Annotated in this window: 17 protein-coding genes; 6 read left to right on the forward strand and 11 right to left on the reverse strand. The window is 70.3% G+C overall.

Annotation, left to right across the window (positions count from 1 at the left end):
* Positions 1-168: 168 nt before the first annotated feature.
* From AC069T_RS32540 to AC069T_RS32570, 7 genes are all read right to left on the reverse strand, one after another.
* On the reverse strand, positions 169-1845 hold the full coding sequence (locus tag AC069T_RS32540) for a long-chain fatty acid--CoA ligase (protein WP_478786161.1): 1677 nt from the start codon (positions 1843-1845) through the stop codon (positions 169-171).
* 166 nt (positions 1846-2011) lie between these two features.
* Positions 2012-2566, reverse strand: coding sequence for a SigE family RNA polymerase sigma factor (locus AC069T_RS32545; RefSeq protein WP_476752932.1), 555 nt, complete (start codon positions 2564-2566; stop codon positions 2012-2014).
* A 216-nt stretch (positions 2567-2782) separates the two neighbouring features.
* Entirely contained in the window at positions 2783-4147 is a 1365-nt protein-coding gene (locus AC069T_RS32550; RefSeq protein ID WP_478786162.1) for a DUF1906 domain-containing protein, read from the reverse strand.
* Between the two features lie 53 nt (positions 4148-4200).
* Entirely contained in the window at positions 4201-5367 is a 1167-nt protein-coding gene (locus AC069T_RS32555) for a lipid-transfer protein (RefSeq protein ID WP_478786163.1), read from the reverse strand.
* Entirely contained in the window at positions 5364-5792 is a 429-nt protein-coding gene (locus AC069T_RS32560; protein WP_478786164.1) for a MaoC family dehydratase, read from the reverse strand. Before AC069T_RS32560 ends, AC069T_RS32555 begins: the two co-directional genes overlap by 4 nt.
* Complete coding sequence (locus AC069T_RS32565) at positions 5789-6859, reverse strand: bifunctional MaoC family dehydratase N-terminal/OB-fold nucleic acid binding domain-containing protein (protein ID WP_478786165.1); 1071 nt, start codon at positions 6857-6859, stop codon at positions 5789-5791. The genes AC069T_RS32560 and AC069T_RS32565 overlap by 4 nt, the downstream gene beginning before the upstream one ends.
* Positions 6856-7101, reverse strand: a complete 246-nt coding sequence (locus AC069T_RS32570; RefSeq protein WP_478786166.1) for a hypothetical protein — start codon at positions 7099-7101, stop codon at positions 6856-6858. The genes AC069T_RS32565 and AC069T_RS32570 overlap by 4 nt, the downstream gene beginning before the upstream one ends.
* Positions 7102-7429: 328 nt before the next feature.
* Between AC069T_RS32570 and AC069T_RS32575 the strand changes: the two genes are divergently transcribed.
* A complete protein-coding gene (locus AC069T_RS32575; RefSeq protein ID WP_478786167.1) occupies positions 7430-8317 on the forward strand; it encodes a bifunctional DNA primase/polymerase in 888 nt (295 codons plus the stop codon).
* A 358-nt stretch (positions 8318-8675) separates the two neighbouring features.
* Here the strand turns inward: AC069T_RS32575 and AC069T_RS32580 are convergent, their stop codons facing one another.
* The 4 genes from AC069T_RS32580 to AC069T_RS32595 form a co-directional block, all read right to left on the reverse strand.
* Entirely contained in the window at positions 8676-9317 is a 642-nt protein-coding gene (locus AC069T_RS32580; protein WP_478786168.1) for a hypothetical protein, read from the reverse strand.
* A gap of 94 nt (positions 9318-9411) precedes the next feature.
* Complete coding sequence (locus AC069T_RS32585) at positions 9412-10290, reverse strand: SUMF1/EgtB/PvdO family nonheme iron enzyme (RefSeq protein ID WP_478786169.1); 879 nt, start codon at positions 10288-10290, stop codon at positions 9412-9414.
* Between the two features lie 110 nt (positions 10291-10400).
* Positions 10401-11186, reverse strand: a complete 786-nt coding sequence (locus AC069T_RS32590) for an aminotransferase class IV family protein (RefSeq protein ID WP_478786170.1) — start codon at positions 11184-11186, stop codon at positions 10401-10403.
* 153 nt (positions 11187-11339) lie between these two features.
* A complete protein-coding gene (locus AC069T_RS32595) occupies positions 11340-11723 on the reverse strand; it encodes a GntR family transcriptional regulator (RefSeq protein WP_478786171.1) in 384 nt (127 codons plus the stop codon).
* Between the two features lie 556 nt (positions 11724-12279).
* On the opposite strand from AC069T_RS32595, the gene AC069T_RS32600 reads away from it, so the two are divergent.
* The 5 genes from AC069T_RS32600 to AC069T_RS32620 all read left to right on the forward strand — a co-directional run bounded on the left by AC069T_RS32600 (position 12280) and on the right by AC069T_RS32620 (position 16275).
* Complete coding sequence (locus AC069T_RS32600) at positions 12280-12549, forward strand: DUF6284 family protein (RefSeq protein WP_478786172.1); 270 nt, start codon at positions 12280-12282, stop codon at positions 12547-12549.
* A complete protein-coding gene (locus AC069T_RS32605) occupies positions 12546-12824 on the forward strand; it encodes a DUF6303 family protein (protein ID WP_478786173.1) in 279 nt (92 codons plus the stop codon). The genes AC069T_RS32600 and AC069T_RS32605 overlap by 4 nt, the downstream gene beginning before the upstream one ends.
* Positions 12821-13678, forward strand: a complete 858-nt coding sequence (locus AC069T_RS32610) for a protein spdB (RefSeq protein ID WP_478786174.1) — start codon at positions 12821-12823, stop codon at positions 13676-13678. Before AC069T_RS32605 ends, AC069T_RS32610 begins: the two co-directional genes overlap by 4 nt.
* A complete protein-coding gene (locus tag AC069T_RS32615) occupies positions 13678-14013 on the forward strand; it encodes an RRQRL motif-containing zinc-binding protein (RefSeq protein WP_478786175.1) in 336 nt (111 codons plus the stop codon). The genes AC069T_RS32610 and AC069T_RS32615 overlap by 1 nt, the downstream gene beginning before the upstream one ends.
* Positions 14014-14094: 81 nt before the next feature.
* Positions 14095-16275: a serine/threonine-protein kinase gene (locus AC069T_RS32620; protein WP_478786176.1), complete on the forward strand. Its 2181-nt coding sequence runs from the start codon at positions 14095-14097 to the stop codon at positions 16273-16275.
* The last annotated feature ends 7 nt before the right edge of the window (positions 16276-16282 follow it).

A 16282-nucleotide genomic window follows, 5' to 3' on the forward strand; every position in this document is an offset into this window, starting at 1 on the left:
CGACCAGTGGGGGGGGGAGGAACAGAGGTGGCGATTGGTGGGCACGCGGAGGAACAAATGGAGTGGTCGAACAAAGGGGGGGGGGCGTTGTTTCACGGGAAACAGCCCCCCGATCCGTGTCTGCCCGCGCCCCGGTGTCCGGTCGGCGGGGCGGGTCCTTCGTGACCGTCAGAGCTGCGTGACGTCCAGGTCGCCCGCCGCGTACTTCCTGCGGAGCACCTTCTTGTCGAACTTGCCGACGCTCGTCTTGGGCACCGACTCGATGATCGTCCAGCGCTCAGGCAGCTGCCACTTGGCGATCTTGCCCTCGTCGGCGAGGAAGGCGCGCAGGCTGGAGAAGTCGGCGGTGGCGCCCTCCTTCAGCACGACGGTGGCGAGCGGGCGTTCGCCCCACTTCTCGTCCGGTACGGCGACCACGGCGGCCTCGGTGACGTCCGGGTGGGACATGAGTGCGTTCTCCAGGTCGACCGAGGAGATCCACTCGCCGCCCGACTTGATGACGTCCTTGGCCCGGTCCGTGAGGGTCAGGAAGCCGTCGGAGCTGATCGTGCCGACGTCACCGGTCTTGAGCCAGCCGTCCTCGCTGAACTTGTCGGCGGGACGCAGCGCCTCGGCGCCCTGGCCGCCGTAGTACGCGCCAGCGATCCACGGACCGCGCACCTCCAGCTCGCCCGCGGACTCCCCGTCCCAGGGGAGCCGCTCGCCGCCGGGTCCGGTCAGCCGCGCCTCGACACCGGCCGGGAAACGGCCCTGCGTGAGGCGGTAGGCGAACTCCTCCTCGGTGCCCACTACATGGGCCGGCGGTCGCGCCACCGTGCCGAGCGGGGAGGTCTCCGTCATGCCCCAGGCGTGACAGACCCGCATCCCCAGCTCGTCGAACGCCTGCATGAGCGAGGGCGGGCAGGCCGAGCCGCCGATGGTGACCTGGGTGAGGGAGCTGACGTCCCGGGGCTTGGCGTGCAGTTCGGCGAGGAGTCCCTGCCAGATGGTGGGGACGGCCGCCGCGTGGGTCGGCCGCTCGCTCTCGATCATCTCGGCGAGGGGGGCCGGCTGGAGGAAGCGGTCCGGCATCAGCATGTTGACGCCCGTCATGAACGTGGCGTGCGGCAGGCCCCAGGCGTTGACGTGGAACTGCGGGACCACCACGAGGGAGGTGTCCTCGTCGGTGAGCCCCATGGACTGGGCCATGCAGACCTGCATCGAGTGCAGGTAGATCGAGCGGTGCGAGTAGACGACGCCCTTCGGGTCTCCGGTGGTCCCGGAGGTGTAACACATGGCAGCGGCCGTGCGCTCGTCCAGCTCGGGCCAGTCGAAGGCGGTCGGCTTGCCCGCGATCAGGTCCTCGTACTCGTGCACCTGGGCCGCCGCACCCGACAGCAGCGCGCGGTCGCCGGGGCCCGAGACCACGATGTGCTCGACCGTGGGCAGCTGGGGCAGGAGCGGGGCGAGCAGCGGCAGCAGCGAGCCGTTGACGAGGATCACGCGGTCGGCGGCGTGGTTGACGATGAAGACCAGCTGCTCCGCGGGAAGGCGGAGGTTGAGCGTGTGCAGCACCGCGCCCATGGACGGGATCGCGAAGTACGCCTCGACGTGCTCCGCGTTGTTCCACATCAGGGTCGCCACGCGCTCGTCGCCGGTCACCCCCAGGTCCTCGCGGAGGGCGTGCGCGAGCTGTGCGGTCCGGTCGCCGATCTCCGCGTAGGAGCGGCGCTGCGGGGCGCCCTCACCGGTCCAGGTGGTCACCTGCGACGTTCCGTGGACGCGTGCCCCATGGGTCACGATCCTCGAGATCAGCAGCGGTACGTCCTGCATCGTGCTCAGCACGGCGTCCTCCCGGGGCGGCATTGCCTACGCGGTGGTAATAAGGCTGGCCCGATTCTGCGCACATACCGCTCGGTATGTCACTAGTTCCGGGTGATCGATCAGGCCTCAGTTCTCCGCGGCCCGTCTCCGGCACCCCCCGGCGGCCAGGACATCGGCCGGGGACGGGGGGCTGCCCCGGCCCGAACCCCTACCGCACCGGGCTCAGCTCGGGGTCCTCCCGCAGCTTGCCCAGCGCACGCGACACGGCCGACTTGACCGTGCCGACGGAGACGCCGAGCACCTCCGCCGTCTGCACCTCGCTCAGGTCCTCGTAGTACCGCAGGACGACCATCGCCCGCTGCCGGGCGGGCAGCTTCGTGATCGCCCGCCACATCGCGTCGTGCAGCGCCTGCTGCTCGGCGGGGTCCCCGGCGGGCAGGCCCGCCGGCTCCGGCAGCTCGTCGCACGCGAACTCGTCCACCTTGCGCTTGCGCCACTGCGACGTCCGCGTGTTCAGCAGCGCACGGCGGACGTAGCCGTCGAGCGCCCGGTGGTCCTCGATCCGCTCCCAGGCCACATACGTCTTGGTCAGCGCCGTCTGCAGCAGGTCCTCGGCGTCGCACGGGTTCGCGGTGAGCGACCGGGCGGTGCGCAGCAGCACCGGCTGACGGGCCTTCACGTACGACGAGAACGACGGGTAGGGAAGGGTCTGCCTCGCCGACGTGACGGCTTTCGAAGCGCTGGTGCAGACGGGTGTGGTCATGGCTCCACGCTAGGAGCGACCCCCGGTTCGGCGGATCGGCCGCAGGTCCCGAAGGCATGTCCGCCTCAGGTTGTAGAGGTGGGGACAGCTCCACCTCCTGGAGGTGGACGAGCGGCGCACGTCCCCTGAGGGTTCACCCCTGAGGTGCCTCCCTCGGCAGCACCGCGAGCAGCCCGGGAGGCCCCGCCGCGAGGACGGGGCCCTCGGGGCGCGGTGTCAGCCGATGCGGGCGACCGGCGCGTCCATCGCGTTGCGGTCGATGAGCAGGGTGCGGCCCCCGTGACGTTCCTGCACGTTCCCCGCGTACTGGTGGATCCGTCCCTTCGGCCAGGCGCCCCGGGCCAGCACCGGCTCCTTGGCCAGTTGCGGCTTCACCCGCCAGCGCGCGAACCACATCACCGACGGAAGGTCCTTCACCCCGGCCCGGCGCGCCGTCTCCATGTGCTGCACGCCCGTCGCGGCACTGCTGTAGAACCCCGGCAGATAGCCCCGCTTGCGCACTTCACGGTTCCAGCCGCGCACGAAGCGCAGCGTGGACTTGGCGCACTTCTTGTTCAGGTGGTTGTACGCCTCCACGTCCAGGTAGAGCGGGCTGCCCTGCCGGATGCCGAGCGCGTCCGCCCGGCGCACCGCGTCGGCGCCCTCGGTCTTCCCCTGCTCCCAGGGGCGGCTCCCGACGGTCACGTGCCGCTTGGAGCTGCCGAACACGCACGGCGACTGCGATCCCACGTACAGCGGGAGCACCTTCCAGCCCTGCTTCTTCACCGCCTTCAGCCAGCCGCGCGTGAGCAGCGGCTGGTTCGGGCAGGCACGGCCGCGGCCGCCGAAGTAGACACCCACCCCGCGGTAGCGGGAGGTCCGCCAGCGGCGCATCGTGTCCGTCGACTGGGTGTGGCAGGTGTCGAAGGCCCACCCCTTGAACCGGGGGGCCGCGGCCGACCGCTGCGGTTGCGTCCCGCCCTGCCGCCGCTCCGGCTCACGCCGGTCCTCTTGCTCCTGACGCGGCTCCGGCACCGGCTCCCGCGCCGGTTCCTGGCCTCGGCTCTCGCCCTCGCCCCGGCCCTCGCGGCCGTCCTGGTCTGCCCAGCCGGCCTGGTCCTGCCAGTCGTCCCGGTCCCGCCACTCGTCGCGGTCCTGCCGGCCCGCCTGGTCCTCCCTTGAGCCCTTGTCCTGCCCTGAGCCCTTGTCCTGCCCTGAGCCCGGGTCCTCGTCGCGGCCCGGCTCCCGTCCCTCGCCCGGCCCGAAGCCGTCGTCCCGGGAGGTGGTCTCCTCAGCTCCCGGCGCGACGGCCGGGAGCTCCGCGTCGGCAGGAACCGGAACGTCGGCCGGGACCGACTCCCCGGGTCCGGAGCCGGAGGGGTGCGTTCCGGGGCCGGGCGACGACGAGTGGACGTCGGCCTGCTCCGCCCCCGGGCCGGAGAGGCTGGAGCCCTGGCGGGATGGTTCCGGTCCGGGACCGGCCGGCTCCGCGGCGAAGGCGGGGGCTCCGGCCAGCAGGAGCAGCGCCAGGCTCAGGGCGACGGCGGCCCTCGGACCGCGCTGATGACCGCTGTGACTCGGATGACGTCCGTGACGATGCATACGGTGAGTGAACCGACCCACCCCCGCCCACAGGCGTCAACCACACGCCCCGTTCATCCGTCCGACCGCAGAATCAACCCCGATGTGGGAACTCCGGTGCCCGCGGTGACGAGGACGCGGCCGGCGCCGGGCACCTGGTTCACCGCCGTGCCCCGCAGCTGGCGTACCGCCTCCGCGATGCCGTTCATCCCGTGCAGGTACGCCTCGCCGAGCTGTCCGCCGTGGGTGTTGAGCGGCAGCCGCTCCTCGGCCACCAGGTCCGCGGCCTCCCCCGGTCCGCAGAAACCGAACTCCTCCAACTGCATGAGCACGAACGGCGTGAAGTGGTCGTACAGGATCCCGACGTCGATGTCGGCCGGTCTCATCCCGGAGGTCCGCCACAGCTGGCGCGCCACCACTCCCATCTCCGGCAGCCCCGTCAGATCGTCCCGGTAGAAGCTGGTCATCTGCTCCTGCGCACGCCCCGCGCCCTGCGCCGCCGCGGTGATCACCGCCGGGCGGCGCGGCAGATCGCGGGCCCTCTCCACGGACGTCACCACCAGTGCCTGGCCGCCGTCCGTCTCCTGGCAGCAGTCCAGCAGCCGCAACGGCTCCACGATCCAGCGGGACGCGGCGTGCTCGGCGAGGGTGACCGGCCGGCCGTGGAAGTACGCCGCCGGGTTCGTCGCCGCGTACCGCCGGCCGAGCACGGCCACCCGGCCGAACACCTCCGGGGACAGCCCGTGGGCGTGCAGGTACCGCTGGGCCGCCATCGCCACCCAGGAGGCGGGCGTGAGCAGCCCGAACGGCAGCGTCCAGCCGAGCGCCACGCCTTCCGCGGAGGGCTCCCGGTGCTGCACCCCGGAACCGAACCGGCGTCCCGACCGTTCGTTGAACGCCCGGTAGCAGACGACCACTTCGGCCACCCCGGCCGCCACCGCGAGCGCGGCCTGCTGGACGGTCGCGCAGGCCGCGCCGCCCCCGTAGTGGACGCGGGAGAAGAAGGACAGCTCACCCATCCCGGCCGCCTGGGCGACGGTGATCTCCGGACTGGTGTCCATGCTGAAGGTGACGAGACCGTCCACGTCGGCCGGTGTCAGTCCCGCGTCGTCCAGCGCCGCCCGCACGGCCTCCACGGCCAGCCGCAGCTCGCTGCGCCCCGAGTCCTTCGAGAACTCGGTGGCCCCGATCCCGACGATCGCCGCCCGGCCGCCGAGCCGGTCCCTGGTCCGTACGCTCATGGCGCACCGCCCGCCGTCCGGCCGGCGCCCGCGCCGGGAGCGGGGTCCGGGACCGTCACCGTGACCGTGCCGGTCACGTGGCTGCCGAGACTGTTGGCGCCGACGACCCGCACGGTGACCGCGTCGCCGTCCACGGCCTCGATCGTGCCGGTCAGCACCATCGTGTCCCCGGGGTGGTTGGGCGCGCCGAGCCGGATGGCGACCTTGCGGAGCACCGCGCCAGGACCGAAGTGGTCGGTGACGTACCTGCCGACCAGCCCGTTGGTGGTCAGGATGTTCATGAAGACGTCCGGCGAACCCTTCGCCCGGGCCGCCTCGGCGTCGTGGTGCACGTCCTGGTAGTCACGGGAGGCGATGGCCCCGGCGACGATCAGCGTGCGGGTGACCGCGATCTCCAGCGGCGGCACCTGCTCACCGGCCCTCATGCCTGCCCCTCCCCACGCGCGATCAGCTCCCCCGGTTCCAGCGCTTCGGGGTGGACGTCGGCGCCGAAGACCGCCGCTTCGGGGTGGGCGTCGGCGCCGAAGACCGCTCCGGGGTGGGCTTCGGCGCCGGGGGCCGCCGCTCCGGGGTGGACGTCGGCGCCGAAGACCGCCGCTCCGGGGTGGACGTCGGCGCCGAAGACCGGCAGCACCAGCTCCTCGTCGTACCGCTCGAACCGCAGCCGTACGGGCATCCCGATCCGCACCTTGTCGTACGGCACCCCCACGACGTTGCTGACCATGCGCACCCCCTCGGCGAGTTCGATCAGGGCGACCGCGTACGGGGGGTCGAAGGCGGGGAAGGGCGGGTGGTGCATGACGACGTACGAATAGACGGTCCCGGCGCCGCTCGCCTCCACCGGGTCCCACTCCGGGGAGCCGCACGCGTTGCATCCCGGCAGCCAGGGGAAACGCGGGGTCCCGCAGCCCGCACACCGCTGGATGAGCAGCCGGCGGCGTCCGACGCCCTCCCAGAAGCCGGCGTTGTCCCGGTTGATCACCGGTCGAGGCCGCCGCGCGTCGGGCCTTCGCGGCGCGGGCGCGTACTTGAGGATGCGGAAGCGGTGCGTCCCCGCGAGCTCGCCGCACGTCCGGACGTCCATGCGCGTCGTGACGAAGTGGCCCGCGCCCAGTCTGGTGTTCTTGCGCTCCGAGACGGACTCGATCACGGCGTCGAAGGTGATCTCGTCCCCCGGCCGCAGCGGGCGCAGATACTCCTGCTCGCAGTCGGTGGCGACGACCGACGTGCACCCGGCGTCGTCGAGCAGTCCCAGCAGTTCGTCGTACGCTCCGGCGCGTCCCGCGTGTCCGGACAGGCCGCCCATCGTCCACACCTGGAGCATCGTCGGCGGCGCCACGGCCTCCGGCCCCGCGTAGGCCGGGTGCTCGTCGCCCGTCGCCTCGCACCAGTGCCGGATCATCGGCCCGTTCACGGGGTCCTTGCCCACGCCCCCGACGGCGGCCGCCCGCCCCTCGTACGCCTTGAGGCGCGCCGTGAACGCGTCACTCACCGCCGCCCCCCGCGCGTCCCGAGCCGCGTCGTCGCCACGGTCTCCCACTGCACCTCGCTCACCCCGCCCCCGCACACCCCAGGCGCACCGGCCCGGTACGCCTCGGCGCCGATGCGGCGGGGCGGCGCCTCCTGCCCATAGGTGTCTTCGGCGGTCGGCGGGCTCTCGGGCATCAGGTCGCGGACGTACGTACGGGGGTCGGCGCGCAGGCGTCGCCGGCGCTCCGTGGGGGCGAGGTGCACGGCGGCGGCCCTCCAGGATCTCCTACGGACGAAGGTTTCTGACTGTCCGTCAGGTCACTCGGACTGTCAAGGCCGCCCGCGTTCCCGGCCCGCCCCTTCCCGGCCCTCCCGACTCCGCACCCCCGGAACGCGTCTGCGCGGCGGCACCGCAGCGCCGCCGCGCAGACGTCACGACCTCCCCGCATCGGCCCTCCACTCACCACCAGAGGCTGGTGAAATTGACGGCGACGGTCTCCTTCGACTGATCGACGGCCGTGAAACACAGGCCCGCGCCACCTCCGGCCGAAGCCCTCTTCCCTTTTTCGAACGTCTGTACGAACATGGATCCATGGCCACCATCGACCGGCAGGTCACCACCCTGGCCCTGGCGCACGCCCTGTCCGCAGCCGAGCGCGGGCTGGCGGTCATTCCGCTGTCCCGGACCAAGCTCCCGGCCCTGCGCTCCCCCCACCGTGCCGCCCCCGACTCCGCGATGCCCGGCTGCCACGGCGAGTGCGGCCGTCTCGGACACGGGGTGTACGACGCCTCCACCGACCCCCGCCGCATCCGCGAACTCTTCGCCGCCGCCCCCTGGGCCAGCGGTTACGGCATCGCCTGCGGACTGCCTCCCCACCACCTCATCGGCGTGGACCTCGACACCAAATCCGGTACGGACTCCACGGCGGCCCTGCGCGAACTGGCCCTGCGCCACCTGTTCACGATCCCCGAGACGGTGGTCGTCCTGACCCCCAGCGGCGGCCGCCACCTCTGGCTGCGCGGCCCGGCCGAGGCGGTCGTCCCCAACTCGGCCGGCCGGCTCGCCCCCGGTATCGACATCAGAGGGGCCGGCGGCTACCTCGTCGGCCCCGGCTCACGTACCGAACACGGCGTGTACGGCACGGCCCCGGGCACCGCCCACCTGGCGCCCGCGCCCTGCCCGCCCGCCCTGCTGCGTCTGCTCACACCCCCGCCCCGCACCCGCCGGGCCGCACCGGGAGCGGCGGCCGGGGCCGCGGAGCAGCACGGCCAGGGTCTCGTCCAGTTCGTCCTGACCGCCCACGCGGGCCAGCGCAACACCCGCCTCTTCTGGGCCGCCTGCCGCGCCTACGAGAACGGATTCGGCACCGACCTCGCGGACGCCCTCACCGACGCGGCGGTCCGCACGGGCCTCACGTACCGCGAGGCCCGGTCGACGATCGCCTCGGCGGCGCGCATGACGGGTCGCCGGGGGGCGTAGGGCCGCCCGGATCCGGGCGGCTCCCGCTGCTGCCGAGGTGGCACCCGTGCCCTTCGCCGCGCCCGTTCGGCCGTGAACTGACGGGCAATCACGGTTACCGACGGACAGCGCGCATGCGAACGGCCCCCGACCGGTTCTCCAGGTCAGGGGCCGTTCACCTGCGGTGGGTGTGGGATTTGAACCCACGGTGACATCGCTGCCACGACGGTTTTCAAGAGCGTCAAGCGTGCGGTAGGAACGCCCTGGTCAAGAGCTGTTCAGGCCCTCACGAGAGGCTGCCTGGCCCACGCATGGCCCACGGCACTGGCATTCACTCCCCTCCGCAGCCACTACCGCAAGATGACAACGCGTTGGGGTTTCAGACTGCCGGTCGCCCACCGGGTGACTCCGCGCGGGGTGAAGACGCCAGCGAGTCAGCGATCGTCGGAGGACGGAGATCGATCTGCTGCCCCTGGCCAAACCAGTAGCCGATGATGGCTCCTGCGATCCCAGTGACTGGGGTGACATAGAGGCTGAAGTCCTTAGCAGCCACACCAGCAAGCATGGCGACCCAAGGTGAGGCGATGATGGCAAATACCACTGCGACCAGCGCCCAACCGCGAACACTTTCTGCGCGCCTAATGAGCCCAGAATGCTGGAAAGAAAGATCTGCTCGGTGCTTCCGATCAGCCAGTTCCACCTCCCAGTGCCTATCAATCTCTCTGAGTCGAACTTCTGCATCAAACTCTTCGGGAGTCTCTGGACGCTTCCCGAGATGAAACGACGACTGACTATTTTCCGCCGCGAGCTGCCGTTTCTCCTCCAGCAGGGAAGCTACCTGACGACTCAGGTCCCCGACCTCGTCGTCTTTATGCGCGAACAGCCGGAGATAGCCGTCTAACTTTTTGACCGCGAGACGATACTCCGTGATCCAGTCCTGCTCGGATTCTGGCATCCTCCCCATTAGCCACTCGTAAGTGGCTCCATCTGCACTGAATCCTTCTGAATTCACCTCAGGCATGCACTCCCCCTTTAAATCAAGCACTACAACCGCTAACGATCAAGCTTCCGCCCGATATTTCACCTGGAGCTTTCAGTCAAATATGCGCTTGCGGTCATCTCTTGCGAGGATTCATCTGATCAGGTGTCGCCACGCAGCGGAACCCTGTGTCGTCGTCGTGCATCGTGTCGTCGGCGTCATTGGGGACCGCCGGCACACCTCTGAACAAGGGACTCGTGAAGGCACTGCCACGGAGTTCGTACCGCCCTGGCGTGGTCGGCGTCGCGAGCCATTCCCACACGTTGCCCACCATGTCGTATACCCCGTAGGGCGAAACGCCGCTGTGATACCGGGAGACAGACGTCGTGCGCTCCACGCCGGTCTCCCGGACATTGCACTTTGCGGCAGTCTTCTGATCGCCCCACGGGAAGGTGCGGCCAGATGTGCCACGTGCCGCTTTCTCCCACTGCTCGGCTGTCGGCAGCGACTTCCCCGCCCACGTCGCGTACGCGCTCGCGTCTCGCCAAGTCACGTGCACCACGGGGTGGTCGTACAGCTCACGCGGACATCGGCCGCTCTCCCAGTGCTCAGGTACCGGGTGCCGAGTAGCCGCGCAAAACCGCGCATAGTCCGCGTTGGTCGTCGGGAAGGTATCGATGTGGAATTCATCCACCCACACCGGTTCGTCATCCTCTCCCGATAGGAAGATTCCTTCCGGGACATGCGCCATGAGTTTCCCGTCTCCGGGGTGCTTCACATATTCGCCGCTGCTCGTCTGGTCTTCGTCAGGTTCGATGACCGCTTGGGTGGGGATGTCATCCGCCGCGAGAATGCCGACAAAGCGCCCTTGAGCATCCTGGTCCGCCTTGGCAAGCAGGGTGTCCAAGGCCGCTTGATTCACCATGCGTAAAGTGGCTTTCTCACCGTCTCCTTCCCACCGGGAAACGATGCGATCGGACACCCCGAGCTTTTCGGAGAACTCCATCAGGCTCATGCGTACGGCCTCACGCAGGGCCTTGACTTCACGTCCAGTCCATTTCGTAACGAGTGGCATGGGCTACCTCTGTCGTGAGTCGCCGCCCCGGAAAGGGCGACGGCACGCGTCTACAGGCTGTCGCCGGGAATCCCGGCGTAGCCGTCACGCAGTGCGTCTAGCACGGGGTGGTCCTGCGGGAACTGCACGTCGTCGAGTGCGCTCACAGAGCGCACCCCGATCGTCGTGTTCGTGGCGAATGCGGCAGCCATATTCGGGACGTCGGCAAGCCGCACCGGGGCAGTGACTTGCTTGGGAGCGTCAAGGCTCTGAAGCAATAGCATTGTCGTACCGGGCAGGACAGGGGCGTCTGGCCAAATAACTGTCCCGTCCTGATCAACGAAACCGAGATTCCACGTGCCGCCCTCGGAGACACGACCATCCGGTTCGACGAATACCGCATCGTCGAATCCGGCGAGCTGCGCGTCACGCCGAATCCTGAGCTGCGAGTGAAGGCCGATGTGCTTCACCTCCGCACTGTCGCGGGTGAAGGCGAAGGACTTGGCGGTGAGTGGCGGCGGGGACAGGGCACCCGCCGGCCTCAAGTTCACCAGAACGTGAGGGTCCTTGGCGTCGCTGGGGCGTCCCATGTTGATCGCGGGATCAAAGATCGTGACGCGCAGACCAGCGACACCGGTGATGCCCATGGCTGCCTTACGGATGTAGCTCAGCGTCTGCTCGCGGTCCAACTCGACACCGAAGACGATGCGGCAGTCGCGCACCAATCGATCCAGGTGAAGCGACAGGCCCCGGATGGTGCCGTCCTCCATGCGCATGGACGTGAAGTGCCCATAGTTGGTGAGGGCGAGGCTCTGCAGTTCATCGAGGGTGACGGGTTTCCCGTTCAGTTCAGCCATGCGGCCAGTCTGGCAGCCCCTGACGACCCGCCAACACCCCGTTAAGGAGCCAAAGTTCGGATTAGTTCGGTGCAGGGGCGGCGGGAGTACGTACTCACGGAGGGCCCGCCGGGACACGCTAAGAGCATGACGACGAACGCACCGCGACGGACGCTAGGCGCCGGGCTCCCCCTTGGTGGAGCTCACGGCCGCCTCAAGCTGCTTGACACGCTCGGCAAGGCCGGCGAGTTCGGTCGAGACGCGCGCGACCTCGGCTTGCAGCTCGGTCATGCGCTGCGCGGCCTCGCGGGGCCCCTGCTCGCCGGGGGCGGGGTCGCGGACGTAGGTGCCGCTCCCCGCGACACCTTCAACCAACCCCTCTTCCTGGAGTTGCGTGTAAGCGTTCTGCACGGTCATCAGGGCTACACCAAGCTTCTTGGCGTAGGCCCGCGCGCCAGGCAGGCGGTCCCCGGGACCGAACGTCCCGGCAGCGATCTCTTCTCTGATCCTGGCTGCGATTTCGCGGGCGTTGGGCTTCCTCTTCGGCTGTGAGTCCACCCCGAAAGCGTACTTGACCTAGGTCGTTTGCACTCAGGGCGCGAGAGCGCTTGACACCCAAAAGTGACCTAGGTAGCTTTCTCATCAACGGCAAGCGACCTAGGTCGTTTAGCTCAAGGTCATTTGACCTGCACGAATGCACAGGGCGGGGACGCTGCAATCCCGCTAAAGGCCAGGTGGAACAGGGCTACGGCCCGTACTGGCGAGGTGGCCCGGTGACCGCGAGCAACGGCCGGAGAGTGGGGACGCGATCCCCCTTGCAGTGCTTCACCCCTGTTGACCTCGCCGAAAGGACTCCTGATGTACCGACGAAAACCCTGAGCGCCGCCCGTTACGGACCGGTCGGCGGCGCCTGGACAGCATGCACGGTCCACCACGGCTCGCAGCACGTCACGCTGCGGCTGGCTGCCTCTCCCGCCCGTCCGTTCCGCGCTATGCGTGAGGACGTACGGACGGGAGCGCGGGGAGCCGGAACCGACTCCAACGGCGTGCGGCTCCCGGGGTGCATCCCGGGAGCCGCGTTCGGGCCGTTCCTCTCTGGAAGGAACCACGACCCATGAACCACATCGTCACACTTCAGGACGCTGTTACCGCGTTCGCTCCGTGGATGGAACCGACGAATGCGGAGCTGGACGCGATCGAGCAGGAGATGCCCGTCATCCTGGCGGACGTCGACCTGTTGGACGCGCACATCGTCACCCTTGACCGCGCCCCGTCCGAGCTGGACGAGCGGCGTATCCGCCGGGCCCGGCGCCGGGCGCTCGCCGCCCGCGTCGCGCTGGTCAACCGCGCGGCCGGTACGAGCCTGCGCGGGGGTGCCGCGTGAGCAAGCTGACCGCGCAGATGTCGGGTGACGGCGGACAGTGGCGCCTGTACGTCGTCCTGTACGGCGAGAGCGAGTGGCCCACCGTCCGGTTCGAGTCCGGTCCGGTGCCCACCGGGGCGGACCGCCGGGACGCCCTGGCCTACCTCGGCTACGAGGTTGCGACCGGTGCCGAGTGGGCGTGGATCGAGGACAGCCAGAAGCCTTTCGACGACAGCACCCCGGTCGTCCTGATCGCGGCCGTGGACGTGCGCGAGCTGGAAGGGGCCACCGAGTGAAGGCGAAGACGGTTCTTCCGGCTGTCGCGATGACGGCCGTGTCGATGGTGCTGACCCTCGCGGTGGTGATGATGTGGCTGGGCTCGGCGGTGCCGTGGCCGGTCGCTCTGGTCGTCGGGCTCGGTATCGACGGCGGATGGCTGGCCACCCTCGCCTACGAACGCCGCCTCGCTGCGCAGGGCGATCACAACCGCGCCGTGACGGCGGTGGGCTGGTCCTTCGGCCTGCTCGCTGCCGGCGTCCTGGTCGCCCACGCGCTGACCGCTGAGCACTCCGCCGGCGCGTGGCTGGCCGTGGCGTGGCTGCCCATCGCGGCCAAGGCCCTGTGGCTCGTGCACAGCCTGTGGGAGCGCACCGCCCTCACCCCGCTCGCGCTGGACGCCATTCGGGGCATTCAGCAAGAGGCGCGCGACGAAGCGGCCGTGGCCCGTGCCCGGCTGCGGGCCGAAGCGGCCACAGAGGAGACCCGGCTGACGGCCGTGACGGAAGCCGGGGCACGCGTCGCACGCGTCCAGGCACAGACCGCGCAGACCCTCGCGGGGGCGTGGTCGACGCTGGAGACCGCACGCAAGGGCGAGGAGACCGGCAGGGCGCTGACCAGCGTGACGAGCACCGTCACGCCCGGCGTCACACCCCGCTGGGAACTCCCCGTATGGGGTCCGACCGAGCAGGTTCCGGCGCTGGAGACGGGGGCGCCCGCGCTGTCGGATGACGCGCTGGACACGCTCGTTCACGACATCCGGCACAGCCAGACGCCGCCCCTGTCGTACCGCGACATGGCCGCCCGATTCCGGGCCGCCGGCCACTCCGCCTCTGAGGTTCGGTTGCGGGCCGCGTGGAAGCGCGTCGCCTGATGGCCACGCTGCCGGTCTACCGGTGGCGCATGGCCCCGGACGGCTACGCCACCCGTCGCCAACTCCGTGCCCGTGGCCTGCGGCCCGGCGGTCAGGAGGTGGCCGCGCAGCTCGAACGGCCGCGCCGCCGCTGGGGCCCGCTGGTCGCCTACCTCTACCGCATCGACCTCGCCAAGCCGGTCCGGCCGATGACGCCGGGCCGGTGGGCGGCGCTCGCCAAGGCCAACGCCGCCCGCCGCACCTGCCCCGACTGCGGTCGTGACGTCGGCTACGTCATCCCCCCGACGCTCGGCATGTGCGTGCCGTGCGCCTACCCCGAGCAGTACGCCGCCTGAAATCCCGGCGGGGCCCGTCCGCCCACCTCCTACAGCGACGGACCGGGTCCCGCCTTCCCTCTGCGAGAGAAGGAAGTCTCAGTGAAGCATCCCGACGACGACCACGAACTGTTCAACCGCCTGGAAGCCGAAATGGCAGCCGACCACGGCGCCGATGTGGTCGACCTGGCCAAGGCCCGCGCCGCCCGCGAACCGGCCCCCACCACCGTCCCGGAGCCTGAGCCGGCGGACCCGGACACGCCGGTCGTGGTCGACCAGCCCGCCCCCGCGGCTACCGGTCCCGGCTACCTCGGTCGGCTCGCCGGCGCCCGCCGCCGCGCGGTCCTGCCGGTCTGGCTGAAGTCCGTGGCTGAGCTGCGCACCGCGTCCGCGTGGGTGGCCCGCCACTACGCCCACGCCGCCGGGTATCACGCGCTGCGTGCCCCGATCTACGCCGCCCGCCTCGCCCTTCAGGCACCGGCCGGCGCCGCGAAGTTCGTCGGGGGCACGATGCGTTGGGTGGCCGACCGCGAGGGCGAACCGGTCCGCCTCGCCGCCGTGCGGCGTGAGGACGCTGCCGAGTACCTGAAGCTGTCGCGGCAGCGTGACGGACGGGTTCGGCTGCGGACCCTGGTCGCCGTGCTGGGGATGTTCGTCGGCCTCGGTCTGGCGCTCGCGCTGTATGTGCTGGCTCCCGACTGGCTGCAAGCCGTGTCCGTGGGCGCGGTCGTCCTCGCTCTGGGGGCCGCCGGCCGTAAGGCGGACGCCCCGGTCGTGCACCGGGCGGTGGAACTGCCCAAGGCGACCAAGCTGACCAGTGACATCGTGCTGCGGGCGCTGGGTGCGCTAGGGATTCCCGCGATCAATCAGGCGCAGGGCAAGGGACGGGACGGGTTCGAGTTCACCGCCCCGATCACCCGCGACGGGCCCGGCTGGCGTGCGGAGGGGAACCTGCCCTACGGCGTCACGGTCACGGACATCATCGAGCGTCGCGAGCGGCTCGCCTCCGGTCTGCGCCGCCCGCTCGGGTGTGTGTGGCCCGAGGCGGTGCCGGATGAGCACACCGGGCATCTGGTGCTGTGGGTCGGGGATCAGGACATGTCCCGGGCGTCTCAGCCGGCGTGGCCGCTGCTGAAGTCCGGGCAGGTGGATCTGTTCAAGCCGGTCGCCTACGGCACCGACCAGCGCGGCCGGTGGACCGAAGTGACGCTCATGTACATCGCGGGCGTCATCGGCGCGATCCCGCGCATGGGTAAGACCTTCCTGCTGCGTCTGCTGCTGCTGATCGCGGCTCTCGATCCGCGTGCTGAGCTGCACACTTACGACATGAAGGGAACCGGCGACCTTGACCCGGTGGGCAACGCGGTCGGCTACCGGCACGCCGCCGGCGACGACGACGAACCCGTGCAGTACGCGCTGGACGACTTCCGGGCCCTGCGCGAGGAACTGCGCCGCCGCACGAAGGTGATCCGCTCCCTGCCCCGGGACATCTGCCCCGAGTCCAAGGTGACGTCCGCGCTCGCGGACAAGCGGTCGTTGGGGCTGCACCCGATCGTGGTCGGGGTGGATGAGTGTCAGGTCCTCTTCGAGCACCCCGAGCACGGCAAGGAGTTCGAGGAGATCATCACCGACCTGGTCAAGCGCGGTCCCGCCACCGGCATCGTGGTGCTGCTGGCCACGCAGCGCCCGGACGCCAAGTCGCTGCCCACCGGCATCAGCGCGAACGCCTCCGCGCGGTGGTGCCTGAAGGTGATGGGCCAGTTGGAGAACGACATGGTGCTGGGCACGTCCGCCTACAAGCGCGGGGTACGGGCGACCATGTTCGCCTGGGGAGACAAGGGCATCCACTACTTCGTGGGTGAAGGCTCCGACGCCCGTATCGTCCGCTCCGTCTACGTCGACGCCAGCGGCGCCGAAACCATCGCCGCCCGCGCCCGCCGCGTCCGCGAGAAGGCCGGGCTGCTCGCCGGCCACGCCCTCGGAGAGGCACCCGAGCCGACCACCGCCGCCTACGACCTGCTCGCGGACATCCTCGCCGTGGTCCCCGCCAAGGAGGCCAAGGCGTGGTCGGAAACCATCGTGACCCGGCTCGCGGACCTGCGCCCCGAGGTCTACGACGGGTGGGACCCCGACGCGCTCGCCGCCGCCCTCAAGCCGCACGGCGTGTCCACCATCCAGGTCGGGCGCCGGGTGAACGGCAAGGTCGTCAACCGGCGCGGTGTCGACCGCTCCCACATCACCGCCGCAATTGCGGAGCGTGACGGAAAGCGGGACGCGGGCTGACGCTCCG

The organism is Streptomyces sp. NPDC043867, from assembly GCF_056435845.1.